Below are 24378 nucleotides of genomic sequence, written 5' to 3'. Positions count from 1 at the left end.
AGTGGCAGAAGAGTGTGGGACCGGGCGGCGGGAAGGATCCCGCCGCCCGGTGACCGGTAGACCGGCCGGGTCAGCCCTGGCTGGCGGTCTGGATCGCCGACGCCATGTCCTTCAGCGCCTGGTCGACCGTCTTGTCGCCCTTGAGGGCGGCGTAGGAGTTGTCCTGAACGGCCTTGGTGATGGCCGGGTAGAACGGCGAGACGGGGCGCGGCACTGCGTTCTCGATCGACGTCTTCAGGGTGGTCAGGTACGGCAGCTGGGTGTTCAGGTCGGCGTCGTCGTACAGCGACGACAGGACCGGTGCCAGCGATCCCTGCGTGACGAAGAACTTCTGCGTCTCTTCGCTCTGCAGGAACTTGAGGAACTCGAACGCGGTCGCCTTGTGCTTGGAGTACACACTGATGGCGGCGTTGTGACCGCCCAGGCTGGACACGCCCGGCTTGTCGGCGGTGACACCCGGCAGCGGCGCGACACCGAAGGTGTCCTTCACCGTCGAGGAGCCGTCCGTCTTGGCCAGGTTGTACACGTACGGCCAGTTGCGCAGGAACAGCAGCTTGCCGGCCTCGAACGCCTGCCGGCCCTGCTCCTCCTGGTAGGTGATCGCCTCAGCAGGGATCTGGCCGTTCTTGAACCCGTCGACCAGACGCGAGAGACCAGCGTTGGCCTCCTTGCTGTCCACCGTCACGGTCTTGCCGTCGTCGCCGACGATGGTGCCGCCGTTGGTGTTGATCGCCTCGGCCACGTTCACCGTCAGGCCCTCGTACTGCGCGAACTGACCGGCGTAGCAGCCGATGCCGTTCGCCTTGGCGATGTCGCAGTCCTTGAGCATGTCGTCCCACGTCTTCGGCGGGGTCGGCACGAGATCCTTGCGGTAGTACAGGATGCCGCCGTCGGAGGTCTGCGGCGCCGCGTACTGCGTGCCGTTGTAGGTGCCGGCCTTCACGGTCGGTGCGAGCAGAGCCGAGTTGTCCATCTTGAAGTCACCGGTCAGGGGCTGCAGCCAGCCCTTCGCGGCGAACTCACCCGTCCAGACCACGTCGACGTCCACGACGTCGTAGTTGGCGTCCTTCGCCTGGAAGTGCTGCACCAGGTCGTCGTGCTGCTGGTCCGCCTGATCGGTCTGCTCCTTGAAGGTGACCTTCTCGTCGGGGTGCGCGGCGTTCCACTTCTCGATCAGCGGGCGGACGACGTTCGAGTTGTCCTTGCCCTGCACGTAGGTGATCGGACCTTTGCCCGTGAGGTTCTGCGAGGCGTCGCCGCCGCTGCTGCCCCCGGATCCGCTACCTGTGCAACCGGCCAGTGCGAGGCCGACCAGGGCGACGCCCGCGACCACGGAGAGACGTGCTGCTTTCATTTCACTCCTCATTGAGCTCTTGGTGCGAGCGCGGGTGCGCCCGCCGACACCGTACCCCCGCGGCTCCGACCGATGCAAGCGTTTACGTCAAGCGCTTGCATCACGGTTCCGTCACGGTGTTCCACCCTCGGGCGGGGGACGGCGTCTCGTGGGACCGGTCATATCCAGTGGGGACGGGCAGGTCGGGCGGCGGGCTTAGGCTGACACCGTGAGCGGGATGCGCGGAATGGGCATGGGCGGCGGAGGCGGCGGGATGCGATCGCGCGTCAGCGGCGGCGATGCCGAGGCGCAGAAGGCCCTCAACGCGACGGCGCCGAAGATACCGCACCTGTTCCGGCGGATCGTCACCCTGTTCGCACCGCACCGGACCGCCATCATCGTCACGATGGTGCTCGTGCTCATCGGAGCGGCGCTCTCGGTCATCCCGCCGCTGCTCACGCAGCGCGCCTTCGACGACGGGCTCTTCCCGAAGGCCGGGCCGAATATGCCCGTGCTGATCGAGATCGTGGTCGCGATGATCGTGGTCTTCGTCGGCTCGTCCCTCCTCGGCGTCTGGCAGACCTACCTCACGGCCTCCGTCGGCAACAAGGTCATGGGGGCGCTGCGCGTCCGGCTGTTCTCGCACCTCCAGTCGATGGAGCTGAGCTTCTTCACGAAGACCAAAACCGGCATCATCCAGTCCCGGCTGCAGAACGACGTCGGCGGGGTGGCCAGCGTGCTCACCAACACGATGTCGAGCATCCTGGGCAACACGGTGACGGTGATCGCGGCGCTGGTCGCGATGCTCCTGCTCAACTGGCAGCTGACGATCGTGGCCGTGGTGCTCATGCCGATCCTGGTGATCGCGCAGCGACGCGTCGGGCAGGTGCGCGCCCGCATCGCCACGCGCACGCAGGAGTCGCTCTCGGACATGACGGCGATCACGCAGGAGACGCTGAGCGTCTCGGGCATCCTGCTCTCGAAGAGCTTCAACCGGCAGGGTGCGGAGGTGCAGCGCTACTCCGACGAGAACGAGAACCAGATCCGCCTGCAGGTCTCGCAGGCGATGAGCGGCCAGTGGTTCTTCGCCATGGTCAACATCTTCCTGTCGTCGATCCCCGCGATCGTCTACGTGGTCTCGGGCTGGCTCATCCTCGGCGGGGCGACGGACATCACCGCGGGCACGATCGTCGCGTTCACCACCGTGCAGGCGCGTCTGCTGTTCCCGCTGCTGGCGCTCATGCGGGTCGCGCTCGACCTGCAGACCTCCGGTGCGCTCTTCGCCCGCATCTTCGAGTACCTGGATCTGAAGCCCGCGATCGCCGACCTCCCGGACGCCGTGCCCGTCGACCCCGAGCGCGACCTCGGACGGATCGAGTTCGACCACGTCGTCTTCCGCTACCCCGACGCGCGCGAGGGGGAGCGGAACACGCTCGACGACGTGTCGTTCACCATCCGCTCCGGCGAGTTCGCCGCCTTCGTCGGGCCGAGCGGCGCCGGAAAGACGACGGTGTCGTACCTGATCCCGCGCTTCTACGACGCGACAGGCGGGCGCATCCTCTTCGGCGGCGCGGACATCCGCGAACTGCAGCAAGAATCGCTCGTCTCGCACATCGGCGTGGTCAGCCAGGAGACCTACCTGTTCCACGCGAGCATCGCCGAGAACCTCCGCTACGCCCGACCCGATGCCACCGCCGAGGAGCTGGAGGCGGCCGCCCGCCTCGCGAACATCCACGACACCATCGTGAGCTTCCCCGACGGGTACGCGACCATCGTCGGAGAGCGCGGCTACCGTCTCTCGGGCGGGGAGAAGCAGCGCATCGCGATCGCCCGCGTACTGCTCAAGGACCCGGAGGTGCTCATCCTCGACGAGGCCACCAGCGCCCTCGACACCATCTCGGAGCGCGTGGTGCAGCAGGCGCTCGACACCGCCTCCCGCGGACGCACCACCATCGCGATCGCCCACCGGCTCTCGACCATCGTGGCGGCCGACGTGATCTTCGTCGTTGACCACGGACAGGTCGTCGAACGCGGTACGCACCGCGAGCTGCTGGAGGCCGGCGGGGTCTACACGAAGCTGTACCGCGAGCAGATCGAAGGGTCGCTCAGCCCGGAGGCATGAGGCGGCCTGCTGCGGCAATTCCGGAGATTCTCTGCGCCACGCCGCTCAGTTCGCCGGAACTCCGGCGAATCCGGCCGGGGCCCGGTATATCTCCGGAGTTGCCGGGTGGGGTGAATGGGTCGGAGCGCTGGCGGCGTGAGTGTTAGCCTGGGCTAACACTTGAGTTCGGGAGGGCGTAGATGGCGGTCACGACGGCGGAGCGCAGCACCGGCTCCCGCGCCCGGCTGCTGTTCCTGCTCGGGCCCGCGTTCGTCGCCGCCATCGCCTACGTCGACCCGGGCAACGTCGCCGCCAACCTCACCGCGGGCGCGCGCTACGGCTACCTGCTCGTCTGGGTCCTGGTCGCCGCCAACGCCATCGCGGTCTTCGTGCAGTACCAGTCGGCGAAGCTCGGCATCGTGACGGGCAAGAGCCTCCCGGAACTGCTGGGCGCCCGGCTCGGCACCGGAGCACGCCGGGCGTTCTGGGTGCAGGCCGAGCTGGTGGCCGCCGCGACCGACATCGCCGAGGTGATCGGCGGTGCGATCGCCCTCAACCTCCTCTTCGGTCTCCCGCTCCCGGTCGGCGGAGTGATCGTGGGAGCGGTGTCGATCGGCATCCTCGGCATCCAATCGCGCCGGGGACAGCGACCGTTCGAGGCCGTCATCCTGGGCCTGCTGGGCGTGATCGCGGTTGGGTTCCTGGCCGGGATGTTCGTCAGCCCGGTCGACTGGGGCGCGGCGGCGGGCGGCCTGGTGCCGCGCTTCGACGGTGCGCCCACCGTGCTGCTCGCGGCGAGCATGCTGGGCGCGACCGTGATGCCCCACGCGATCTACCTGCATTCGGCGCTCGCCCGCGACCGCCACGGCGTCTCGGCGGACGCGGGCCGGGTGCGCACGCTGCTGCGGGCCACTCGGCTGGATGTCGTGCTCGCGCTGATCCTGGCCGGCGCAGTGAACATCGCCATGCTGCTCGTCGCCGCCGCGTCACTGCGCGGGGTCGCCGGGACGGACACGATCGAGGGGGCGCACGCCGCGATCTCCTCCGCGCTCGGACCGGTCGTCGGCGTCGTCTTCGCGATCGGTCTGCTCGCGTCGGGTCTCGCCTCCACCTCGGTCGGCAGCTACGCGGGCGCGACGATCATGGGCGGCCTGCTGAGGGTGCGCGTCCCGCTGCTGGCCCGGCGGATCGTCACCCTCATCCCGGCCGTGATCATCCTCGCGCTCGGCGTCGACCCGACCTGGGCACTCGTGCTCTCGCAGGTGTTCCTGAGCCTCGGCATCCCCTTCGCGATGATCCCGCTGCTGCGGCTGACCGGCTCACGGGAGGTCATGGGCGAGCGGGTGGACCGGCTCTGGGTGCGGCTGGCCGGGGGCGTGGTGGCCGGGCTGGTCGTCGTGCTCAACCTCGCGCTGGTGGTGCTGACCGTGACCGGGGGCTGAGACCACGACACGCCGCGCGTGCGTGGCCAGCGGAGGAGAAACGGGGAGAAACCAGGCTGGATGTCCTCCGTTGCCTGCGCCGGCTCGGCGTGCCGGTCGGGATGTCCTCCGGTACTTCCGCCAGCGCGGCGCGAAGCGGATCAGGCGGTGACGACCCAGACCGCGGCGGCGGCGGTCGCGCCCAGCACGATCGTGGACTCCGCCGTGCGCACGGTGACGTCGCCGGCGAACTCCCGGTGCTCGTCCACGGTCAGCGCCGTGTCGAGACCGATGCGCAGCTCGCCGAGGTAGCGCAGGATGGCGGGGTCGGCGTCCGAGATGCGTGCGACGACGACCTCCACTCCGGTCGGCGCCGACAGCAGCGGGACCGCGTCGGGGCGGCGGGGCTGTCCGTCCGCTGTCGGGATGGGGTCGCCGTGCGGGTCGCGGGCCGGGAACCCGAGGCGGCGGTCGATGCGCTCGACCAGGTCGTCCGAGACGGCGTGCTCGAGCACCTCCGCCTCGTCGTGCACCTCGTCCCAGCCGTAGCCGAGCTGCTCCACCAGGAAGGTCTCGATGAGGCGGTGACGGCGGACCATCGCGACCGCGTGCCGCCGGCCGTCGTCGGTGAGCTCGATGCCCCCGTACGGCTCGTGGGCCAGCAGCCCCTGCTCGGTCAGCCGGCGGATGCCGTCGGAGACGGTCGCCGCGCGCACGCCCATCCGCTCGGAGAGCTGCTTGACCGTGACCGGGTCGCCTTCCCACTCGGTGGCGGACCAGATGAACTTCAGGTAGTCCTGCGCCACGGGCGAGAGATCGGACACGGGCATGCACGAGAGTCTACGGGCTGTAACAGGAGCCATCCCCCGGCCGCGCGCTGTTACCGTTGTCCCCGTGAAGTACGCAGAGACCATCACAGACCTGGTCGGCGACACCCCGCTCGTGAAGCTCAACCGGCTGACCGAGGGGATCGCGGCGACGGTGCTCGTCAAACTCGAGTACCTGAACCCCGGAGGCTCGTCCAAGGACCGCATCGCGAGCCGCATCATCGACGCGGCCGAGCGCGACGGGCATCTGAAGCCCGGCGGGACGATCGTGGAGCCGACGAGCGGCAACACCGGCGTGGGCCTGGCGCTCATCGCCCAGCAGCGCGGCTACCGGTGCGTGTTCGTGCTGCCCGACAAGGTGGGCGAGGACAAGCGCAACGTGCTGACCGCCTACGGGGCGGAGATCGTGGTGACGCCGACGTCGGTGCCGCCGGAGCATCCCGACTCCTACTACTCGGTCTCCGACCGGCTGACGGCCGAGATCCCGGGTGCGTTCAAGCCGAACCAGTACGCCAACCCGAACGGCCCGCGCAGCCACTACGAGACCACGGGTCCCGAGATCTGGCGCGACACCGACGGCCGGGTGACGCACTTCGTCGCCGGCGTCGGCACCGGGGGCACCATCTCGGGCACCGGCCGCTACCTCAAGGAGGTGTCCGACGGGGCCGTGCGCATCATCGGCGCCGACCCGGAAGGGTCCGTCTACTCCGGAGGAACCGGCCGGCCGTACCTCGTCGAGGGCGTCGGCGAGGACTTCTGGCCGACCGCCTACGACCCGACCGTGGTCGACGAGGTCATCCCGGTCACCGACGCCGAGTCGTTCCACATGACGCGCCGCCTGGCCCGCGAGGAGGGCATCCTCGTCGGCGGGTCCAGCGGCATGGCAGTCGTGGCCGCGCTGCGTGCGGCGAAGAGCCTCACCGCCGACGACATCATGGTCGTCATCCTCCCGGACGGCGGTCGCGGCTACCTGGCCAAGATCTTCAACGACAAGTGGATGCAGTCCTACGGCTTCAGCGAGGTGCCGGACGAGTCGACCGTGCAGGACGTCATCAAGTCCAAGCGCGGCGACCTCCCGGACCTCGTGCATACGCACCCGGCGGAGACGGTGCGCGACGCCATCCAGATCATGAACAAGTACGGGGTGTCGCAGCTGCCGGTGCTGACCGCGGAGCCGCCGGTCGTGATGGGCGAGGTCGCCGGTGCGCTCGACGAGACCTCGTTGGTCGACGCCGTGTTCAGCGGACGCGCGGCCATGAGCGACCCGGTGGCCAAGCACACCGGCGACCCGCTGCCGCTGATCGGCGTGAACGAGCCGGTGACGGCGGCGCGTGCCGCGCTCGGCACCGCCAACGCCCTGCTGGTGACCGAGGACGGCAAGCCGCTCGCCGTGCTGACCCGGCAGGACCTGCTCAACTACCTCAGCGACTGACCCCGCCGGGGCCCTCCGCCCCGCGCCCCCGCTCCGACATCGACGAACCGACACGAAAGACACCGCCATGACCGCCGAGCACGATCAGAACCAGGGCTTCGCCACCCGCGCCATCCACGTGGGCCAGGAGTTCGACCCGACGACCGGCGCGATCATCCCGCCGATCTACCAGACGTCGACCTTCGTGCAGGACGGCATCGGGGGTCTGCGCAACGGCTACGAGTACGGCCGCGGAGGCAACCCGACCCGTACGTCGCTGGAGACCCTGCTCGCCTCGCTCGAGGGCGGCGTGAGCGCCCTCTCGTTCGCCTCGGGCCTCGCCGCGGAGGACGCCCTGCTGCGCGCCGTGCTCGCTCCGGGCGACCACGTCGTGCTCGGCAACGACGTCTACGGCGGCACCCACCGTCTGATCAACCGCATCCACCGGGCCTGGGGCATCGGCAACACCACCGTCGACCTCACGGACCTCGATGCCGTCCGCGCCGCGCTGACCACGGAGCGCACCCGCATCCTCTGGATCGAGACGCCCAGCAACCCGCTCATGAAGATCAGCGACCTGGCCGCGCTCGTCGAACTCGGCCACGCGGCCGGCGCGCTCGTCGTCGTGGACAACACGTTCGCCTCCCCGGCTCTGCAGCAGCCGCTCTCGTTCGGCGCGGACGTGGTGGTGCACTCGACGACGAAGTACCTGGGCGGTCACTCCGACGTGATCGGCGGCGCCGTGGTCTTCGCCGACGAGGAGCTGGCCGAGAAGGTCCAGTTCATCCAGTTCGCCGCCGGTGCCGTCTCGGCTCCGATGGACGCGTGGCTGACCGTGCGCGGCATCAAGACCCTGGACGTGCGCATGCAGCGGCACACCGCCAACGCGCAGGCGATCGCGGAGGCGCTCGTCGGCCGCGCGGGCATCGACGCCGTCTACTACCCGGGGCTCCCGGGTCACCCGGGCCACGATCTGGCGGCGCGGCAGATGAGCGGGTTCGGCGGCATGATCTCCGTCGCGCTCAGCGGCGGCGCCGCGGCGGCCCGCACCTTCGCCGAGTCGACGCGCGTCTTCCAGCTGGCGGAGTCGCTCGGCGGTGTGGAGTCGCTCATCGGCTACCCGTCGGAGATGACCCACGCGTCCGTGCGCGGCACCGAGCTCGAGGTGCCGGACAACGTCATCCGGCTCTCGGTCGGCATCGAGGACCTGGACGACCTGCTCGGCGACATCGACCAGGCGCTGACCCGCTGACTCCAATCCACGGGGCAGGGGCCAGGGGGTAGGGTCGCGGAATGGACCAGCGACTCAGCCTCGTGACCCTCGGCGTGGACGACCTCGCGCGGGCGCGCGCCTTCTACGAGGACGGCCTCGGCTGGCGTCCCGCCAGCGCTCCGGAGGGCGTCGTCTTCTACCAGCTGCCCGGCATGGCGTTCGCGCTGTGGTCGCGCAGCGAGCTGGCGGCGGACGCCCGCACTCCGGTCGACGGCGCGTTCAGCGGCATCGCCCTCGCGTGCAACCAGCGAACCGTGGATGGCGTGGATGCCGTGCTCGCGCAGGCGGAGGCCGCCGGCGGACGCATCCTGAAGCCCGCCGAGCGCACGGACTGGGGAGGCTACTCCGGCTACTTCGCCGACCCGGACGGGCATGTCTGGGAGGTGGCGTTCAACCCCGGATGGGCGCTGGCCGACGACGGGACCGTCACGGTCTGAACACGCCCGCGAAGAGCCGGGCCCGCTCGGCCGCGATGCGTGCAGCGTCCGCGTCGTCGAGCCGGCGGCGGAGCGCGGCGGCGCGGATCGGCGCGGACCGCATCCACGCCCGGTGCCTGCGGAGGACGGTCTCGAACAGTCGGTGCAGCCCCCGCGGGAGCAGCGGGCCGGGGTGCGGGATGCGGAGCTCTTTGATGGTCATGGCGCCCACCTTCGCCGAGAACGGAGCCGGCACGCGCTCCGATTGACGATCTTCGTCAATCCGCGCTCCCGGGCGGACCGATCCTTGCGAGGATGACGGCATGAGCGTTTCGATCGACGTCAGCCGGGTGCCGGCCGAGCGGTACCGGTTCGCCCCGTCCCCGCTGGCCGAGCTCGGGTCGGCGGTGCACCTGCTCGTGGAGCCGGCCCACCACCCGGCGCAGGGAGGCTGGGTGTCGTCCGTCTCCGCATCCGTCGAGCCCGAACTGCTCGAGCGCCTGATCGACGCCGACTTCCTCTGGCGCACGTCGCGGGCGGACATGCTGCTGCCCGCCGAACCGGGGGCGGCGCTCGCCGACGAGCTGGACGCGGTGGACGCGCTCGACGACGAGACCTGGGTGTCGGCGGCGCTCCTCACGAGCAGCTGCGGGACGGTGCCGCTCCACCGCGAGCTGGGGTCGCCGCTGGTCGACGCGGCGGCCCGGGACCTCGCCCGCGAGCGGGCACTCGCCCGCGGGCCCCGTCAGATCGGCTTCGTCGACTACGTGCTGGGGGACCCGCCCCGTGCCCGCGCGATGATCCGCCGGCTGCTGGAGGACTGCGAGGCCGCGTTCTTCGCCGATGCGTGGCGGCAGCTCCAGCCTCGTCTCGCCGCCGACGCACGTCTCAAGCACGACGTGCTCGCCACCTCCGGGTTGCGACGCCTGGTCGACACGGTGTCGCCGGCAGTGACGGTGGCCGACGACGGCGCCCGCATCGTCGTCGACAAGCTGCAGGACGACGCGACGGCCGCCGACGAGCGCGGCGTGACGTTCCTGCCGAGCGTGCTCGGCCATCCGCATCTGCTCGTCGTCCATGCTCCCGGGTGGCGTCCGGTCATCCAGTATCCGGTCGCGGGAGGCGCCGCGCCCGCCTCGCCGACCTCCGTCGACGTGATCGAGCAGCGCCTCCACGCGCTCGACAACCCGGTGCGGCTCCGCCTCGCTCGGAGCCTGATCCGCGGCCCGCACACCACCGCCGATCTCGCCGAGGCCTGGGGGATGAGCGCCCCCGAGGTGTCGCGGCACCTCGCGATCCTGAAGGAGGCGGGATTCGTGACGACGACCCGCGACGGGCGCTACGTCGTCTACGTCTTCGACATCGTCGCCGCGGCCCGCCTGGGCCGGGACATGGTGGAGGCGCTGCTGCGCTGAGGCGGCGTCAGGTGGTCAGCGCCGACGCTTCGCGCGCCACGTCCAATGCCGTACCCAGTCTGGTCAGCCGCGCCTTCTTCAGGTTCTCGCGGGCGATCCACCGGGCGTCCGCATCGGCCGAGGTGGCGAGGCGCTCGAGGAGCGGGATGCCCTCGTCGGGGGCCGCGGCCGCCACGACGCTGACGGCGTAGCCGAGGGCCTGGCGGAGCACCCGGACGTCCGGATCCCGGCGGTCGCCGGCGGCGACGGAGAGCAGCAGGTCGATCGCATCGCCGACCACCGTGCAGGCCTCCGCGCCGTGGGGAGCCTGCGTGAGCAGCCGCGGCTCGGCGACGGCCGCGACCGCGGCCCGGGCGGACAACGCCCGCGCGGACAAGGCCCGGTCGGACAGAGCCGTCGCGTCGTCCCCGTGCAGCCACCGCCGGACCTCCCGCAGGCCGCCCGGCCAGTCCCGATCGAGGATGCGCTGCATCCCGGTCGCGGCCATCTCGCGCACCCGCCAGCGTTGGTCGACCGCCGCACCGCTCAGCAGGGACACCCCGCCGAGGGCTCCTGCGGCGAGGGCGGCGCAGGCGGCGACGTACTCGCGCTGCGGCTCCGGCAGGTCGGCGGCGAGACGCGGCGGATGTGCCAGCCAGCCGTCGAGCAGCGCCAGCACTGCCGGTCCGTCGCGCTCGGGTGACGCTGCGACGACATCGGCGAACCTCCCGGCGAGCTCCAGGTCGGCACGGGGGCCGGGCAGCCGGCTGTTCTCGCCGAGCGCCCGTTCGACGCGGGCCGGATCCCCGGCGACGGCGGAGCTCCAGAGGGCGGTGAGAGCGGATGCGTCGGGAGCCGTCATGCCGCCGAGTCTAGGGTCCGGGCGCCCTCGCGTCACGACCTGCCGGACCCATCGACGCACACGGCCGATTCACATCGTCAAGGGATTGCCGCCGTCCGAGACCAGTGCGCATAGTGGTGCCGTGAGGACGGTCGGGGTCGAGGAGGAGCTCCTGCTGGTCGACGCGCGCGGGGCCGCGTCGCCGGTGGCGCCCCTCGCCCTGGCGGACGCCCCGGACGCCGGCGGCGGCCCCGCCGTGAGCGCCGAGATCCAGCAGGAGATGATCGAGACCCAGACCAGGCCGTGCGAGACGATGACCGCGCTCCTCGCCGACATCGTCGCCGGGCGCGAGCTCGCCGACCGGCTCGCCCGGCCGCACGGAGCACGCGCCGCCGCGCTCGCCATGTCGCCCCTGCGGATGCGCCCGCACGCGACGACGGACGACCGGTACGAGCAGATGATGCAGCGCTACGGAGTGACGGCCCGCGGAACGCTGGTCTGCGGGTGCCACGTGCACGTCGGCATCGCGTCGCGCGAGGAGGGCGTCGCGGTGCTGGACCGCATCCGCGTGTGGCTGCCGGTACTGCTCGCGCTCACGACGAACTCGCCGTACGCCGGTGGCGTCGACACCGGCCACGCCAGTTACCGGTTCGTCGTCTGGCACCAGTGGCAGAGCGCCGGTCCGACCGACGTGTTCGGATCGGTGGAGGCGTATGACCGGTTCGAACGGCTGCTGGTCGACACCGGGGTGATCCTCGACAAGGGGATGCTCTACCTGGATGCCCGGCTCTCGCACAAGCAGCCCACGATCGAGGTGCGGGTGGCCGACGTCTGCCTGGATGCGCGCGACACGGTCGTCCTGGCGGCCCTCGTCCGCGCGCTCGTCGAGACGGCGGCGGCGCAGTGGCGTGCCGGGGAGCCTCCGATCCCCTTGCCGTCGGCGGCGCTGCGGCTCGCCGAATGGCAGGCGGCCCTCACCGGTGTGAGCGGGCGGCTCCCGCATCCCGGTACCGGCCTCGCCGGCTCGGCCGCGGACGCGCTGGCCGCGCTGCTGGCGCACACCACGCCCGCGCTGGAGCGAACAGGGGACCTCGCCCTGGTGAGGCGGGGGCTCGCCCGGATCGTCCGCACCGGAGGGGGCGCGGGCCGGCAGCGCGCGGCCTTCGCCCGTCGCGGCCGGATGCGCGACGTGGTCGCCGCCGCGGTCGCCGCCACCCACGAGGAATCTCAAGACGACGACGGCGATGACCGGGACGTCGCCTGAGCGCGGCCGGCACGGCGATCGTCCCTTCCGCCTCGGAGGGAAGACGCCTATCCTGCCGAACATGACGGAGAAGCAGCTCGCGCACCAGCACGCCGTCTACACCTACGGCTCCCTGCCGCTGACCCTCATGTACAGCCCGACCTCGATGGCGGCGTGGGAGGTCTACTACGGCGGCGACTACCTGGGGCTCGTCGAAGAGGAGCATCCGGACGGCGAACCGTGGCCGACGTTCGTGGCGCGCGTGCCCGGCGAAGAAGAGGCCGGCGAGGGCATCCCCTCGGTCGACTGGCGCGCGGCGGTCGACTACCTCGCGGCGCACGCAGGACTCTGACGCCCTGCGGCGCAGCCGCAGACGCGTCGACCGGGACGGTCAGAAGGCGAACTGCGCCCATTCCTCGCGCGGCAGCTCCACGCGCTGGCCGCGGGACTCCACGATCCAGTCGTGCGGAGTGCCGGCCAGGTAGGTGCACAGCAGCGTCTCGCTGCTCCACCCGTCCGCCCGATGAACCCACCGGACGAGATGGATGTCCTGCCCTGCCTTCGGCGCATTACCGATCGGCGTCTCATAGGTCGTCACGCGGCACCCCTCCCCGAACGTGCAGCTTGCTTGGCTCGACCCTAGCGGGGTACACGGCCGGGGGACAAGGGGTGCCGGATGAACGTCAGTCGTACGGATCGTCTCGGTTCAGGTCCACGCCGTCGAACTCCTCGTCGCGCACCGCCTCGTCGTCGTCCGCCGTCTCGTCGTCCGCCGTCTCGTCGTGCTCGGGCTCGACGAAACCGTCGGCGTCGTATGGCCCGCGTCCGCCGCCCTCGGCGATCGCATCCACGTCGATCGGCTCTCCCGAGGGCGTCTCGGGGAGCTGCTCCTCCGCGTCGGTCATCGCCGGCCTCCTGTCGCCCAGCGACGCATCGGGCGACCGCCGCTGGCTTGGATGGTAGGCGTCGGCGGGCGCCGTGGGAAGGGGCTGCCGCTGCCGGGCGTTCAGACCTCGAGCGAGCGCAGCAGCCCCTCGACGCGTCCGCGGATGTCGTCACGGATGCGCCGGACGGATTCGGGATCCCGGCCGGCCGGATCCTCCAGCTCCCAGTCCTCGTAGCGCTTGCCCGGGAAGATCGGGCAGGCGTCGCCGCAGCCCATCGTGATCACCACGTCGGAGTCGCGCACCTGCTCCGTCTCGAGGATCGACGGCACCTCGCGTGCGATGTCGATGCCCTCCTCGGCCATGACCGCGACGGCGGCGGGGTTCAGGCCGGCGGCGGGCTCCGAGCCGCCCGAGAGCACGCGCACCCGGTCGCCCGCGAGATTGCGGACGTAGCCGGCTGCCATCTGGGAGCGTCCGGCGTTGTGCACGCAGACGAACAGGACGGTCGGGATGCGGGAGGTCACGAACAAGCAGAATACTCGCGTTTCAGCCGCGCTTGGGGGACACTGGCCGTGGGTCGTTCCCGTGACCCGTGCAGAAGAGAAGGCAGAGAACGATGGCAACTGGCACCGTCAAATGGTTCAACTCGGAGAAGGGGTTCGGGTTCATCGCCCCGGACGACGGCTCGCCCGACGTCTTCGCCCATTTCAGCGAGATCGCCGGCGATGGCTACCGCAACCTCACCGAGAACCAGCGCGTCGAGTACGAGGTGACGCAGGGCCCGAAGGGCCTCCAGGCGTCGAACATCCGACCCTCCTGACGCGACCGCTCGAGAGTCGGTCTGCGAGGCATAGCAACCCCGCAGACAACGCATGAACCACGCATAGGCGCGCGAAAGGTCACGGCGAAGTAACGGCGCGAGGGTTGTGCGCATGTCGTACGAACCCGCCACCCTCTCGCTCGACATCGCCGTGCCCGTGTACAACGAGCAGGCGACGCTCGAGTCGTCCATCCGCCGTCTCCACGCCTATCTGACCGACGCCGTCGAGCAGACCTGGCGGATCACCATCGCGGACAACGCCAGCACCGACGAGACGTCCGCCATCGCGGACCGGCTCGCCGCCGAGCTGAGCGGTGTCGTCGCGGTGCACCTCACGCTGAAGGGGCGCGGTCGCGCGCTGAAACACGTGTGGGGCGCCTCCGAAGCCGAGGTGCTCGTCTATCTGGACGAGGATCTCTCCACCGATCTCGCCGCCCTGCCGCCACTGGTCGCCCCTCTGCTCTCGGGGCATTCCGACCTCGCGATCGGCACACGGCTCGGCCGCACCTCCCGCGTGACGCGCGGCGGCAAGCGGGAGTTCATCTCCCGCAGCTACAACCTGCTGCTGCGGCGCACGATGTCGGTCGGATTCAGCGATGCCCAGTGCGGTTTCAAGGCGATCAGGAAGGACGTCGCCGAGCGGCTCCTGCCGTTCGTCGAGGACGACGCCTGGTTCTTCGACACCGAGCTGCTGATCCTCGCCGAACGCTCGGGGCTGCGCATCCACGAGATCCCGGTCGACTGGGTCGACGATCCGCAGAGCTCGGTCGACATCGTGAGCACCGCCGTCGAGGACGTCAAGGGGATGGTGCGCGTCGGCACGAGCATCGCGCGCGGCCGCATCCCGGTCGAGTCGATCTACGCCGAACTGGGGCGCCGTCCGTTCGCCCCTCCCCGGCAGCCGAGCTTCTTCGGGCAGGTCGTCCGCTTCGGCGTCGTCGGTGTGCTGTCGACCGTCGCGTACGCGCTGCTCTACCTGCTGCTCCAGGCGGTGGTCGTCCCGCAGGTCGCGAACTTCGCGGCGCTGCTGATCACGGCCGTGGCGAACACCTGGGCCAACCGGCGCTTCACCTTCGGGGTGAGCGGGCCCGGGATGGTGCGCCACCAGTTCCAGGGACTCATCGTCTTCGGCATCGCCTGGGTGCTGACGAGCGGCTCCCTCCTCGGGCTGCACGCGTTCGTGCCCGATGCCTCCGCACGGCTCGAACTGGTGGTGCTCACCGTGGCGAACCTCGTCGCCACGCTCGTGCGGTTCGTGCTCCTTCGGCTCTGGGTCTTCCGGGCCTCCCGCCGCGCACCCGCCCCGCCGGCGACGCATCCCGCCGCCCGGCCCCTCTCCCTCACCACCAGCGAAAGCGAGTGACATCATGACCACCACGACGACCACCGCCTCCACGCCCGTGGCGGCGATCCCCGCGACCGAGGCCCCTCCAGGCCGCATGCGCAGCGCTCTCCGGCGGTTCGTCCGCGGGCGGGAGGACGCCGCGGCCTGGGAGCGTCCGGCACTGCTCGGCCTGCTGGGCGTCACGCTCCTGCTCTATGTGTGGGACCTGGCGGCCAGCGGCTGGGCCAACTCGTTCTACTCGGCCGCCGTGCAGGCGGGATCGGTCAACTGGGAGGCCTTCTTCTACGGCTCGAGCGACGCGGCCAACTCGATCACGGTCGACAAGCCGCCGGCGAGTCTGTGGATCATGGCCCTCTCGGTGCGCATCTTCGGTCTGAGCTCGTGGAGCATCCTGGTTCCCGAGGCGCTGATGGGGGTCGCGACCGTCGGACTCGTCTACGCGACGGTCCGCCGCCACTTCACCGCCCGCACGGCACTGCTCGCCGGCGGTGTCCTGGCGATCACGCCGGTCGCCGCCTTGATGTTCCGGTTCAACAACCCCGACGCGCTGCTCGTGCTGCTCCTCACCCTCGCGACGTACCTGACGCTGCGCGGCATCGAGTCGGGCCGGATGCGCTGGGTCGTCTGGGCCGGCGTCGCGATCGGCTTCGGCTTCCTCACCAAGCAGCTGCAGGCCTTCCTCATCCTCCCGGTACTGGCCGGCGTCTACCTCGCCGCGGCTCCGATCTCGTGGAGGAAGCGGTTCGGGCACCTCTTCGCCGCCCTCGGCGCGGTGATCGTCGCGGCCGGCTGGTGGGTCGCGATCGTCGAGCTCGTGCCGGCCTCCTGGCGGCCCTACATCGGCGGCTCGCAGACCAACAGCTTCCTCGAGCTGACCTTCGGATACAACGGGCTCGGTCGCCTCACGGGCAACGAGACGGGGAGCGTCACCGGAGGCGGCGGCGCCACGACCGGCGGCGGGATGTGGGGCGCCACCGGAATCACCCGCCTGTTCGACGGCGAGATCGGGGGCCAGATCACCTGGTTGCTCCCGGCGGCGCTCGTGCTGTTCGTGCTCGCTCTGGTGCTCGGCCGTCGCATGGCGCGGACGGACGCCCGTCGCGCCACGCTGCTGCTCTTCGGCGGCTGGCTCGTGGTGACCGCGGTCGCCTTCAGCTTCATGGCCGGCATCTTCCACGCCTACTACACCGTCGCCCTCGCCCCGGCCCTGGCCGGAGTCGTCGGCATCGGCGCCGCCGCCGCGTGGGGAGCCCGCGATCGGCTCTGGGTGCGGATCCTCTCCGCCGTGGTGATGCTCGGCACGGGAGTCTGGGCCTGGGTGCTGCTGGACCGCGCGACCGACTGGCTCCCGTGGCTCAAGGTCGTCGTGGTGGTGCTCTCGGTCATCGCCGCCGCCCTCCTCCTGCTGCCGCAGCGCGGCCGTGCGCTGCGCACGGCGACCATCGCGACCACGCTCGTCGCGGGGCTGCTCGCACCGTTCGCCTACACGATCCAGACCGTCACGACCGGGCACACCGGCTCGATCGTCACGGCCGGGCCGACGGTGGCCGGCTCGATGGGCGGCCCGGGCGGCGGCGCGGGCCGCGGCTTCGGCGGCCAGGGCGGTCAGGGCGGCCCTGGCGGTCAGGGCGGCACGCCGCCGAACGGCTTCGGCGGCCAGACCCAGGGCGGCACGACCGGTGGGACCACCGGCGGCACCACGGGCGGCACGACCGGGGGCACGACCACGGGAGGCACCGGCACGCAGACCGCTCCGGGCGGCGCGGGAGGCGGGGGCGGCTCGCTGCTCTCCTCCAGCAGTGTCGGGTCCGAGCTCTCGGCCATGCTGAAGGCCGACGCCTCCTCGTACACATGGGTCGCCGCTGCGATCGGCTCCAACTCGGCGGCCGGCTATCAGCTCGCGACGCAAGAGGCGGTCATGCCGATCGGAGGCTTCAACGGCTCGGACCCGTCGCCCACACTGGCGCAGTTCGAGCAGTACGTCGCCGCCGGCAAGATCCACTACTTCATCGCCGGCGGGGTGGGGCAGTCGAACGGCGGCAGCAGCGCCTCCAGCGAGATCTCGAGCTGGGTGGAGCAGAACTACACCGCGAAGACGGTCGACGGAGTGACGGTGTACGACCTCACCGAGTGACCGGATCGTGACTGTCGGGGGCCCGGGCCATCATGGAGACATGACGGACGGGCCCCCACTCACGCGCGCGCCCGCGGCCGGCCCGGCCGCACCCCCGCACGGCCGCCTCGGAGTGGCCGGAGGCACCGCTCTGTATGTCGCAGCGGTGCTCGGGACCGGCATCCTGGTGCTCCCCGCCCTCGCGGCCTCCGTCGCAGGGCCGGGGGCCATCCTCGCGGTAACCGCGCTCGCCCTCGTCTCGGTGCCGCTCGCGGCCACCTTCGCCGCTCTCGCCCGGCGGCATCCCGATGCCGGAGGCGTCGCGACGTTCGCCCGGCGTGCGTTCGGTCCGACCGCCGCCCGCATCGTCTCGTACTGGTTCTTCTTCGGCACGCCCATCGGGGCCCCGATCGCCGCCCTCATGACCGCCCGGTACGTCGTCGCCGTGGTCGGTGGAGACACGGTGAGCACCGTCCTGATCGCGGTGGCGCTGATGATCGTGCCGCTGGGGGTCTCCGCGTTCGGCGTGCGGTTCACCGCCTCGGTCCAGCTCGTACTGTCGGGCGCCCTGGTGGCGGTGCTCGTCTTCGTGCTCGCGGCGGCGGCGCCGCACGGCGACACCGCCCACCTGCAGCCGCTCCTCCCGCACGGGTGGGGCGGCGTCGGGCTGGCGATGAGCCTCTACATCTGGGCGTTCGCGGGATGGGAGGCCGTCGCCGGCATCGGTGGCGAGTTCCGGAACCCGCGACGTGACATCCCGCGCGCCACCGCCCTGGCACTCGTGATCGTCTCCGCCGCCTACCTGGCGATCCAGACCGTCACCGTGCTGGTGCTGGGCGACGCCGCGTCGACGAGCGAGGTCCCGCTGCTCGACCTGGTCACCGTCTCGACCGGCGCCGGGGGAGGGGCCGTGGTCGCGGTGATCGCGGCGATCGTCGTCACCGGTGTGTTCAACGCCTACCTCGCGGCGTTCTCGAAGCTCGGCGCCGCGATGGGGCGCGACGGCGACCTGCCCCGCTGGTTCGGCCGCGGCGTCGAGAACGGCGCGGTCGCGCGACGCGGCCTCCTGCTCTCGGCGGTCGTGATGGCCGCCTACTCGGTCGTCGTGCTCGCCAGCGGCGACCTGCAGCCGTTCATCCTGGTGCACACCAGCATCGCCGCGGCCGTCTACGGGCTCGGCGTCGCCGCGGCCGTCGTGCTGCTGCCGCGCTGGTCGGTGGGCTGGTGGATGGCCGTGCTCTCGTGCGTGTTCGCCGCCGGCCTGCTCGTGCTGGCGGGATGGCATCTGGTGTTCCCCGCCGGCGTCGCGATCGTCGCCGTGGTCGTCGGTGCTCTGGCCTCCCGCAGCCGCCGAGCGGCGCCCGCCCGACGCGGCGCGTGACGACCGCTTCCGCCGCCGGTCCCGTCGTAACGCATAATGAGGGGATCCCGCGCCGGGTGGACGGCGCGCATCCGAAGGGGGACGCCGTGACGGCAGACGAGCACGCCGAGGGGACGGCGGGCCGTGCGCATCCGCCGCGCGCATCGAGCATGCGCGACGTGGCCGCGCTCGCCGGTGTCTCGCATCAGACGGTCTCGCGCGTCATCAACGGGCACGCCAGCATCCGGGACGCGACGCGCGAACGCGTGCAGCGCGCGATGGACGAGCTCGACTACCGGCCGAACCGCGCCGCACGGGCGCTGGTCACGGCCCGGTCGCGCACGATCGGCGTGCTGTCGACCTCGGCCGCGGCGCTCTACGGGCCGGTGTCGAGCATCAACGCGATCCAGGACGCGGGACGCGAGGCGGGCTACTACATCGCCGTCGCCCAGCTGGCCGATCTGACGCCCGCCGGCATCGAAGCGGGCCTCGACCACCTGCTCGCACAGGCGGTCGAAGGCATCATCGTGATCGCGCCGCAGGAGGTCGTGCTCGAGCAGATCGCCGCCGCGCGACTCCGCGTGCCCTATCTCACCCTGCAGAGCGGCAGCGCGAGCATCGACCGCGAGCTGTCGGTGGACCAGGTCGCGGGGGCACGCGCGGCGACCCGGCATCTGATCGAACTCGGGCACCGCACGATCGCCCACCTCGCCGGTCCGCAGGCGTGGTTCGAGGCGCAGGCGCGGCGCGCGGGCTACGAGCAGGAGCTGGCGGCTGCCGGGCTCGCGGCCCCGGTCGTGCCGCACGGCGACTGGACGGCCGAGTTCGGCTACCGCGCCGCACTGCAGCTGCTGGCGGACCGCAGCGTCACGGCCGTCTTCACCTCGAACGACCAGATGGCGCTCGGCGTCTACCACGCCGCCCACGAGCTGGGCCGGAGCATCCCCGACGACCTCAGCGTGGTCGGCTTCGACGACATCCCCGAAGCGGCGCACTACTGGCCGCCTCTCACGACGGTCCTGCAGGACTTCACCGCCCTAGGCCGGGGCAGCGTCGAGCGGCTCGTCGCCGAGATCGAGGGCGGGTCGGAGCCGAGCGCCGAGAGCATCCTCCCGGATCTGATCGTGCGGGCCTCCACCGCTCGTCCGCGCTGAGCCGTCGGACCGGCGGCGCGGAGGCGCGGCGGCCTCAGACGTCCGAGTCGTCGACCCATCGACGCGGGCCCGCGCCCTCCGCGCCGAGCGCGTCCGAGGGATTCTGCAGCGCGCACGTGCGCAGGCTGAGGCAGCCGCAGCCCATGCACCCGGTCAGGTCGTCGCGCAGGTGCTGCAGGTCGCGGATGCGGGAGTCGAGCTCCGCGCGCCAGAGGCCCGAGAGCCGAGCCCAGTCCTTCTTGGTCGGCGTCCGCCCTTCCGGGAGCGAGTCGAGGGCGGTGCGGATGTCCGCCAGCGGCACTCCGACCCGCTGCGAGACGCGCACGAAGGCGATGCGCCGCAGCACGTCGCGACGGTACCGGCGCTGATTGCCTGCGGTGCGCTCGCTGGCGATGAGACCCTGCCGTTCGTAGAAGTGCAGGGTGGAGACGGCGACGCCGCTGCGGGCAGCGACGTCGCCCACGCTCAGGATGGGTTCCGCCGGGGTCATTGACCTCAACCATAGTTGAGGTTCTAGGCTCGGGGACATGACTTCCCGCGACCTCGACGCCGACGCCGTCGGCGCCCCGACCCCCGCGGCGCCCGCCGCCCCTCCTGCACCGGACGAGTCGCCCGCCGACCGCTCTCCGCCGGGCGGTGTGCTCAGCGGCCCGTATCGCTGGGTCAGCATCGGCATGTGCCTGCTGATCATGCTCGCGGCGTTCGAGGCGCTCGCCGTGACGACGATCATGCCGACCGTGAGCCGTGAGCTCGACGGCGCCTCGCTCTACGCCTTCGCCTTCGCGGGGCCGCTTGCGGTGAGCGTGGTCGGCATGGTGATCGCGGGCGCCTGGTCGGACCGCGGCAACCCGCGCTCCGCGCTCTTCGCCTCGGTGGTGTTCTTCGCGATCGGCCTGCTGGTGGCGGGGACCGCGCAGCTCATGCCCGTCTTCGTCGCCGGCCGGCTCATCCACGGCCTGGGCGGCGGCGCGCTGACCGTCTCGCTCTACGTGATCGTCGCCCGCGTCTATCCGCCACGGCTGCATCCGCGCATCTTCGCCGGATTCGCCGCCGCGTGGGTGGTGCCCTCCCTGATCGGACCGCTCATTGCGGGTCTGCTGGCCGAGAGCGTGGGCTGGCGCTGGGTGTTCCTCGGCGTCGTGGGGCTGGTCGTTCTCGCCATGCTGATGGTCGTGCCCGCGATGCGCGGCGTGCACGGGCCGGCGGACGGAGACGCCGTGCCGCCGCGCGACCTCGGCCGCATCGGCTGGGCGGTGCTCGTGGCTGCGGCCGTGCTGGTCCTGACACTGTCGGCCGAGGCGAGCGGCCCGGTCCAGTGGATCCTCCCGCCGATCGCTGCGGTCGTGGCCGTCCTCGCCATCCGCCCCCTGCTGCCGAAGCGTGCCCTGCGGGCGGCGCGAGGCCTCCCGAGCGTCATCCTGACCCGCGCCCTCGTCGCCGGGACGTTCTTCGCGGCAGAGGTGTACGTGCCGCTGCTGCTCGTGACGCAGTACGGGCTGTCCGCGGCGCTCGCCGGTCTCGCGCTGACGGCGGCCGGGCTCAGCTGGGCGGCGGCATCCTGGGCGCAGGGCCGGTTCGAGGGCCTGCGGAACCGCACCGTGGTGTGGCTCGGCGCGCTCGGCCTGTCGATCGCGGTCGGGTCGCTGATCGCGACGGCCGTCTTCCACCTCCCACCGCCCGTGGTCGTCGTCGGCTGGGCGTTCGCCGGGGCGGGGATGGGGTTCCTCTACCCGCGGTTGGGCGTGCTGACCCTGCAGTACTCGACGCGCGAGGACCAGGGCTTCAACAGCTCGGCCCTCTCGATCGCCGACTCGATCGGCTCGGCGATCTCGCTGGCCGCGACCGCCATCGTCTTCGCCGCCCTGGGAGGCGCGGCGGGAGGCGCGGCGCCCTTCGCCGGGGCGTTCGCCTTCACCGGCGTGCTGTGCGTGCTGGCCTGGCTGGTCGGGCCTCGCATCATCCGTCGCTGACGGGCCGTGCATCACTGGTATCGTTTTGGTACTAGTGGTACGCAAGTTGTCTGGAGGCTGCGGTGGAGACGATCACGGGACCCGCCGTGCTGGTGAGCCAGCTGGGCTACGACACCGGGTCGCCCAAGGCGGCGGTCGTGGTCGGGGAGCGCGTCGCGGACGTGCGGCTGGAACGCGAGGACGGCGCCGAGGTCGCGGTGCGCGTGTCGGTCGGCGCGACCGCGCGCGTCGGTCGCTGGGGAGAGGCCGCGTACACCCGCGTCGACTTCCCGGAGCTCACGGAGCCGGGCCGCTACCGGCTCCTGGCCGACGTCGACGGGACCGCGACCCGCTCCACGCCGTTCACCGTCGGCCCGGATCGCCTGCCGTCGCTCGTCGTCTCCGACATCACGGCGATGTTCCGCGCCCAGCGGTCGAGCGGTGAGATCGAGCGGAAAGACGCCGCCGCCCGGTTCTACTACGACGCCTCCGGCCGCACGGTGGATGCGCGCGGCGGCTGGCTCGACGCCTCCGGCGACTACAGCAAGTTCCTCAGCCATCTGACCTACACGCGCATGATGAGCCCGCAGCAGATCCCGCTCTGCGCCTGGGCGCTGCTCACCGCCGGTCGCGAGCTGCGCGGCGCGCACCCCGGCTTCCTGACGAGCCAGTACCCCCGGCTGCGCGACGAGGGGCTGTTCGGCGCGGACTTCCTCACCCGGTTCCAGGATCCCGAGGGCTACTTCTACACGGGGATCTTCGACGCCCTGACCAAGCAGCTCGAGGAGCGCGTCATCACGGCGCCGCTGCAGGACAGCGTGCGCACGCAGCGCTGGCAGGCCGCCTACCGTCACGGCGGCGGCCTCGCGATCGCCGCCCTCGCGCTGGCCGCGACCGCGGATGACGAGGGGGAGGCCGGCCGCGCCGCGTACATCGCCGCGGCGGAACGCGGCTTCGACCACCTGCAGGAGCACAACCGCGCCTACCTGTTCGACGGCGAGGAATCGATCATCGACGACTACTGCGCTCTGCTCGCGGCGGCGGAGCTGCTGCACGCCGCCCGCGAGCGGGGCGCCGATGCGGAACGGTTCGAGCGTGCCGGCCGCGAGCGCGCGGCGTCGCTGGCGGCGCGGGTGCGGCCGGGGGAGGCGGGGGGAACGGGAGCGTGGCTCGTCGGCGATGCGGAGGGCCGGCCGTTCTTCCACGCGGCCGAGCCGGGGCTCCCGGCGGTCGCATTGCTGCGCTGGGCGGAGGTGTTCCGGGAGGGGGAGGCGGACGCCACAGCCGGCGACGACGCGACGCGCGCGGAAGACGCGGCACTCGCCATCCTGCGCGGGATCCTCGCCCGCACGGACGCCGTGCCGAACGCCTTCGGTTATCCGCGGCAACGGGTCCAGCCGTTCGGCGGCGAGCCGCTCGACGCCTTCTTCTTCCCCCACGAGAACGAGACCGGCTACTGGTGGCAGGGCGAGAACGCGGGGCTCGCCTCCCTCGCCTACGCTGCGGCCGTCGCGGCCCGTCTGCCCGCCTGCGACGGACCGACCCGCGATCGGCTGCGGCGGCTGCACGCCGACGCCGTGGCCTGGGTCGGCGGTCTCAACCCGTTCGACGCCTGCATGCTCCAGGGGCGGGGCCGGAACGGCGTCGAGTACTCGGGCGTGTACCAGAACACGCCGGGCGGGATCGTCAACGGGATCACCTCCGGCTGGACGGACGAGGAGTCGATCGCCTTCCTCCCGGCCGCCGCTCCCGACGGCGAGGAATGGCGCTGGGCCGAGCAGTGGATCCCGCACTCCGGCTGGTTCCTGCTCGCCGTCTGCGCTGCGTGAGCGTCGGGAGGCCTGAGTCGCGGGCGGTCTAGCGGCCGACCGTCCGATCCAAGGTGCCCGGCGCGAGGCCCAGGGTCCATTCGGCGACGTCGGCGACGAACCGCGCCTGAGCCGGGTGACTGAGGTCTCCGGTGCTGTTGACGTAGGAGCCGCTGCCGTCCACCGCGATGAGGAGGCGGATGCTCGCCGCCTCGGGGTCCACCTCGGCGAACTGGCCGGCGGCGACGCCCGCGGCGACGATCGACGCCAGCTGAGCGCGGTCGAGCTCGTCCTGCTCCCGCAAGGTCGCCTCCAGCGACGGAGTGAAGCGGGAGAGGTGGCGCGCGTTCAGCCAGAGCCGGGCCAGCGGTAGGGAGGCTCCGCTGTCGATGTGGTCCACGAAGTGCGCCAGACGCTCGACGGGCGTTCCGTCCTCGGGGAAGAACCGCTCGCGCTCGATCGTCGCCGCGCGCACGAAGGCCTCCTCGACGAGGTCTTCGGCGGCGGGGAAGTAGTGCGAGATGAGGCCGGGCCGCACGCCGAGCCGCGTCGCCACGGCCCGCAGCGTGATGCGCTCGAGGCCCTGCTCGAGGGCGATGGACGCGGCCTCGGAGAGGATCTCCTCGCGCCGTTCCTCCGGCGGCTTGCGGGAGCGGGACGACGGTGTGCTTGACTCCATGAC

General features: G+C 71.7%; 24 protein-coding genes. 15 read left to right on the top strand and 9 right to left on the bottom strand.

The features are described 5' to 3' along the window. Positions 1 to 70 precede the first annotated feature (70 nt). Entirely contained in the window at positions 71 to 1354 is a 1284-nt protein-coding gene (locus ACFVU2_RS00840; RefSeq protein WP_387869906.1) for an ABC transporter substrate-binding protein, read from the bottom strand. 217 nt (positions 1355 to 1571) lie between these two features. Here ACFVU2_RS00840 and ACFVU2_RS00835 point away from each other — a divergent pair, with 217 nt between their 5' ends. Together ACFVU2_RS00835 and ACFVU2_RS00830 are read left to right on the top strand one after the other, a co-directional pair. After that, entirely contained in the window at positions 1572 to 3455 is a 1884-nt protein-coding gene (locus ACFVU2_RS00835; RefSeq protein WP_387872373.1) for an ABC transporter ATP-binding protein, read from the top strand. A gap of 179 nt (positions 3456 to 3634) precedes the next feature. After that, positions 3635 to 4876, top strand: coding sequence for an Nramp family divalent metal transporter (locus ACFVU2_RS00830; protein WP_387869904.1), 1242 nt, complete (start codon positions 3635 to 3637; stop codon positions 4874 to 4876). Between the two features lie 140 nt (positions 4877 to 5016). Here ACFVU2_RS00830 and ACFVU2_RS00825 read toward each other — a convergent pair whose 3' ends face one another. After that, on the bottom strand, positions 5017 to 5685 hold the full coding sequence (locus tag ACFVU2_RS00825; RefSeq protein ID WP_387869902.1) for a metal-dependent transcriptional regulator: 669 nt from the start codon (positions 5683 to 5685) through the stop codon (positions 5017 to 5019). A 64-nt stretch (positions 5686 to 5749) separates the two neighbouring features. Between ACFVU2_RS00825 and ACFVU2_RS00820 the strand changes: the two genes are divergently transcribed. The 3 genes from ACFVU2_RS00820 to ACFVU2_RS00810 all read left to right on the top strand — a co-directional run bounded on the left by ACFVU2_RS00820 (position 5750) and on the right by ACFVU2_RS00810 (position 8803). Then, entirely contained in the window at positions 5750 to 7114 is a 1365-nt protein-coding gene (locus ACFVU2_RS00820) for a cystathionine beta-synthase (RefSeq protein ID WP_387869900.1), read from the top strand. A gap of 67 nt (positions 7115 to 7181) precedes the next feature. Next, positions 7182 to 8345 carry a cystathionine gamma-synthase gene (locus ACFVU2_RS00815; RefSeq protein WP_387869899.1) on the top strand — a complete coding sequence of 388 codons (1164 nt, stop codon included), beginning with the start codon at positions 7182 to 7184 and terminating at the stop codon, positions 8343 to 8345. 41 nt (positions 8346 to 8386) lie between these two features. After that, the gene (locus ACFVU2_RS00810) at positions 8387 to 8803 is read left to right on the top strand and encodes a VOC family protein (protein WP_387869897.1); all 417 of its coding nucleotides are present in this window, start codon (positions 8387 to 8389) and stop codon (positions 8801 to 8803) included. Here the strand turns inward: ACFVU2_RS00810 and ACFVU2_RS00805 are convergent. Further along, entirely contained in the window at positions 8793 to 9005 is a 213-nt protein-coding gene (locus ACFVU2_RS00805; protein WP_387869895.1) for a hypothetical protein, read from the bottom strand. The two genes, ACFVU2_RS00810 and ACFVU2_RS00805, sit on opposite strands and share 11 nt — an antisense overlap. A 100-nt stretch (positions 9006 to 9105) precedes the next feature. On the opposite strand from ACFVU2_RS00805, the gene ACFVU2_RS00800 reads away from it, so the two are divergent. Then, a complete protein-coding gene (locus tag ACFVU2_RS00800; RefSeq protein WP_387869894.1) occupies positions 9106 to 10197 on the top strand; it encodes a DUF5937 family protein in 1092 nt (363 codons plus the stop codon). Positions 10198 to 10204: 7 nt separating this feature from the next. On the opposite strand, the gene ACFVU2_RS00795 is transcribed toward ACFVU2_RS00800, so the two are convergent. Continuing rightward, positions 10205 to 11038: a hypothetical protein gene (locus ACFVU2_RS00795; protein WP_387869892.1), complete on the bottom strand. Its 834-nt coding sequence runs from the start codon at positions 11036 to 11038 to the stop codon at positions 10205 to 10207. A gap of 121 nt (positions 11039 to 11159) precedes the next feature. Here ACFVU2_RS00795 and ACFVU2_RS00790 point away from each other — a divergent pair, with 121 nt between their 5' ends. Both ACFVU2_RS00790 and ACFVU2_RS00785 read left to right on the top strand, forming a co-directional pair. Further along, the gene (locus ACFVU2_RS00790; protein ID WP_387869891.1) at positions 11160 to 12281 is read left to right on the top strand and encodes a glutamate--cysteine ligase; all 1122 of its coding nucleotides are present in this window, start codon (positions 11160 to 11162) and stop codon (positions 12279 to 12281) included. A gap of 61 nt (positions 12282 to 12342) precedes the next feature. After that, positions 12343 to 12612 carry a hypothetical protein gene (locus tag ACFVU2_RS00785; RefSeq protein WP_387869889.1) on the top strand — a complete coding sequence of 90 codons (270 nt, stop codon included), beginning with the start codon at positions 12343 to 12345 and terminating at the stop codon, positions 12610 to 12612. A gap of 39 nt (positions 12613 to 12651) precedes the next feature. On the opposite strand, the gene ACFVU2_RS00780 is transcribed toward ACFVU2_RS00785, so the two are convergent. From ACFVU2_RS00780 to ACFVU2_RS00770, 3 genes are all read right to left on the bottom strand, one after another. After that, the gene (locus ACFVU2_RS00780; RefSeq protein WP_021764467.1) at positions 12652 to 12858 is read right to left on the bottom strand and encodes a hypothetical protein; all 207 of its coding nucleotides are present in this window, start codon (positions 12856 to 12858) and stop codon (positions 12652 to 12654) included. Between the two features lie 85 nt (positions 12859 to 12943). Further along, entirely contained in the window at positions 12944 to 13165 is a 222-nt protein-coding gene (locus ACFVU2_RS00775; RefSeq protein WP_387869886.1) for a hypothetical protein, read from the bottom strand. 101 nt (positions 13166 to 13266) lie between these two features. Then, on the bottom strand, positions 13267 to 13671 hold the full coding sequence (locus ACFVU2_RS00770) for an arsenate reductase ArsC (protein WP_387869884.1): 405 nt from the start codon (positions 13669 to 13671) through the stop codon (positions 13267 to 13269). A 92-nt stretch (positions 13672 to 13763) separates the two neighbouring features. Here ACFVU2_RS00770 and ACFVU2_RS00765 point away from each other — a divergent pair, with 92 nt between their 5' ends. From ACFVU2_RS00765 to ACFVU2_RS00745, 5 genes are all read left to right on the top strand, one after another. Beyond that, on the top strand, positions 13764 to 13967 hold the full coding sequence (locus tag ACFVU2_RS00765) for a cold-shock protein (RefSeq protein ID WP_387869883.1): 204 nt from the start codon (positions 13764 to 13766) through the stop codon (positions 13965 to 13967). Positions 13968 to 14079: 112 nt separating this feature from the next. After that, positions 14080 to 15330: a glycosyltransferase gene (locus ACFVU2_RS00760; protein ID WP_387869881.1), complete on the top strand. Its 1251-nt coding sequence runs from the start codon at positions 14080 to 14082 to the stop codon at positions 15328 to 15330. A 4-nt stretch (positions 15331 to 15334) separates the two neighbouring features. Beyond that, the gene (locus tag ACFVU2_RS00755) at positions 15335 to 17446 is read left to right on the top strand and encodes an ArnT family glycosyltransferase (RefSeq protein WP_387869880.1); all 2112 of its coding nucleotides are present in this window, start codon (positions 15335 to 15337) and stop codon (positions 17444 to 17446) included. Positions 17447 to 17486: 40 nt separating this feature from the next. Continuing rightward, entirely contained in the window at positions 17487 to 18806 is a 1320-nt protein-coding gene (locus tag ACFVU2_RS00750) for an APC family permease (protein ID WP_387869878.1), read from the top strand. A 149-nt stretch (positions 18807 to 18955) separates the two neighbouring features. Then, positions 18956 to 19939 (top strand): LacI family DNA-binding transcriptional regulator, encoded by a 984-nt coding sequence (locus tag ACFVU2_RS00745; protein ID WP_387872371.1) that lies wholly within the window; start codon positions 18956 to 18958, stop codon positions 19937 to 19939. A 34-nt stretch (positions 19940 to 19973) separates the two neighbouring features. On the opposite strand, the gene soxR is transcribed toward ACFVU2_RS00745, so the two are convergent. Beyond that, positions 19974 to 20468 (bottom strand): redox-sensitive transcriptional activator SoxR, encoded by a 495-nt coding sequence (soxR, locus tag ACFVU2_RS00740; RefSeq protein WP_387869876.1) that lies wholly within the window; start codon positions 20466 to 20468, stop codon positions 19974 to 19976. Between soxR and ACFVU2_RS00735 the strand changes: the two genes are divergently transcribed. Next, positions 20467 to 21909, top strand: a complete 1443-nt coding sequence (locus ACFVU2_RS00735; RefSeq protein ID WP_387869874.1) for an MFS transporter — start codon at positions 20467 to 20469, stop codon at positions 21907 to 21909. The genes soxR and ACFVU2_RS00735 overlap by 2 nt on opposite strands. A gap of 62 nt (positions 21910 to 21971) precedes the next feature. Continuing rightward, positions 21972 to 23717, top strand: coding sequence for a glycoside hydrolase family 9 protein (locus ACFVU2_RS00730; RefSeq protein WP_387869872.1), 1746 nt, complete (start codon positions 21972 to 21974; stop codon positions 23715 to 23717). A gap of 28 nt (positions 23718 to 23745) precedes the next feature. Here the strand turns inward: ACFVU2_RS00730 and ACFVU2_RS00725 are convergent, their stop codons facing one another. Beyond that, positions 23746 to 24375 carry a TetR/AcrR family transcriptional regulator gene (locus tag ACFVU2_RS00725; RefSeq protein ID WP_387869871.1) on the bottom strand — a complete coding sequence of 210 codons (630 nt, stop codon included), beginning with the start codon at positions 24373 to 24375 and terminating at the stop codon, positions 23746 to 23748. Positions 24376 to 24378: the final 3 nt, after the last annotated feature.

Source organism: Leifsonia sp. NPDC058194, assembly GCF_042883605.1.
In the GTDB taxonomy this organism is placed as follows: domain Bacteria; phylum Actinomycetota; class Actinomycetes; order Actinomycetales; family Microbacteriaceae; genus Leifsonia.
Note: the sequence above shows the minus strand (reverse complement) of the source record. Positions and strands in the feature narration are given on the sequence as shown.

Coding starts and splice junctions, on each gene's coding strand:
- ACFVU2_RS00840 (WP_387869906.1), bottom strand. CDS start 1,354: ATGAAAGCAGCACGTCTCTCCGTGGTCGCGGGCGTCGCCCTGGTCGGC.
- ACFVU2_RS00835 (WP_387872373.1), top strand. CDS start 1,572: ATGCGCGGAATGGGCATGGGCGGCGGAGGCGGCGGGATGCGATCGCGC.
- ACFVU2_RS00830 (WP_387869904.1), top strand. CDS start 3,635: ATGGCGGTCACGACGGCGGAGCGCAGCACCGGCTCCCGCGCCCGGCTG.
- ACFVU2_RS00825 (WP_387869902.1), bottom strand. CDS start 5,685: ATGCCCGTGTCCGATCTCTCGCCCGTGGCGCAGGACTACCTGAAGTTC.
- ACFVU2_RS00815 (WP_387869899.1), top strand. CDS start 7,182: ATGACCGCCGAGCACGATCAGAACCAGGGCTTCGCCACCCGCGCCATC.
- ACFVU2_RS00810 (WP_387869897.1), top strand. CDS start 8,387: ATGGACCAGCGACTCAGCCTCGTGACCCTCGGCGTGGACGACCTCGCG.
- ACFVU2_RS00805 (WP_387869895.1), bottom strand. CDS start 9,005: ATGACCATCAAAGAGCTCCGCATCCCGCACCCCGGCCCGCTGCTCCCG.
- ACFVU2_RS00800 (WP_387869894.1), top strand. CDS start 9,106: ATGAGCGTTTCGATCGACGTCAGCCGGGTGCCGGCCGAGCGGTACCGG.
- ACFVU2_RS00795 (WP_387869892.1), bottom strand. CDS start 11,038: ATGACGGCTCCCGACGCATCCGCTCTCACCGCCCTCTGGAGCTCCGCC.
- ACFVU2_RS00785 (WP_387869889.1), top strand. CDS start 12,343: ATGACGGAGAAGCAGCTCGCGCACCAGCACGCCGTCTACACCTACGGC.
- ACFVU2_RS00775 (WP_387869886.1), bottom strand. CDS start 13,165: ATGACCGACGCGGAGGAGCAGCTCCCCGAGACGCCCTCGGGAGAGCCG.
- ACFVU2_RS00765 (WP_387869883.1), top strand. CDS start 13,764: ATGGCAACTGGCACCGTCAAATGGTTCAACTCGGAGAAGGGGTTCGGG.
- ACFVU2_RS00760 (WP_387869881.1), top strand. CDS start 14,080: ATGTCGTACGAACCCGCCACCCTCTCGCTCGACATCGCCGTGCCCGTG.
- ACFVU2_RS00755 (WP_387869880.1), top strand. CDS start 15,335: ATGACCACCACGACGACCACCGCCTCCACGCCCGTGGCGGCGATCCCC.
- ACFVU2_RS00750 (WP_387869878.1), top strand. CDS start 17,487: ATGACGGACGGGCCCCCACTCACGCGCGCGCCCGCGGCCGGCCCGGCC.
- ACFVU2_RS00745 (WP_387872371.1), top strand. CDS start 18,956: ATGCGCGACGTGGCCGCGCTCGCCGGTGTCTCGCATCAGACGGTCTCG.
- ACFVU2_RS00735 (WP_387869874.1), top strand. CDS start 20,467: ATGACTTCCCGCGACCTCGACGCCGACGCCGTCGGCGCCCCGACCCCC.
- soxR (WP_387869876.1), bottom strand. CDS start 20,468: ATGTCCCCGAGCCTAGAACCTCAACTATGGTTGAGGTCAATGACCCCG.
- ACFVU2_RS00725 (WP_387869871.1), bottom strand. CDS start 24,375: ATGGAGTCAAGCACACCGTCGTCCCGCTCCCGCAAGCCGCCGGAGGAA.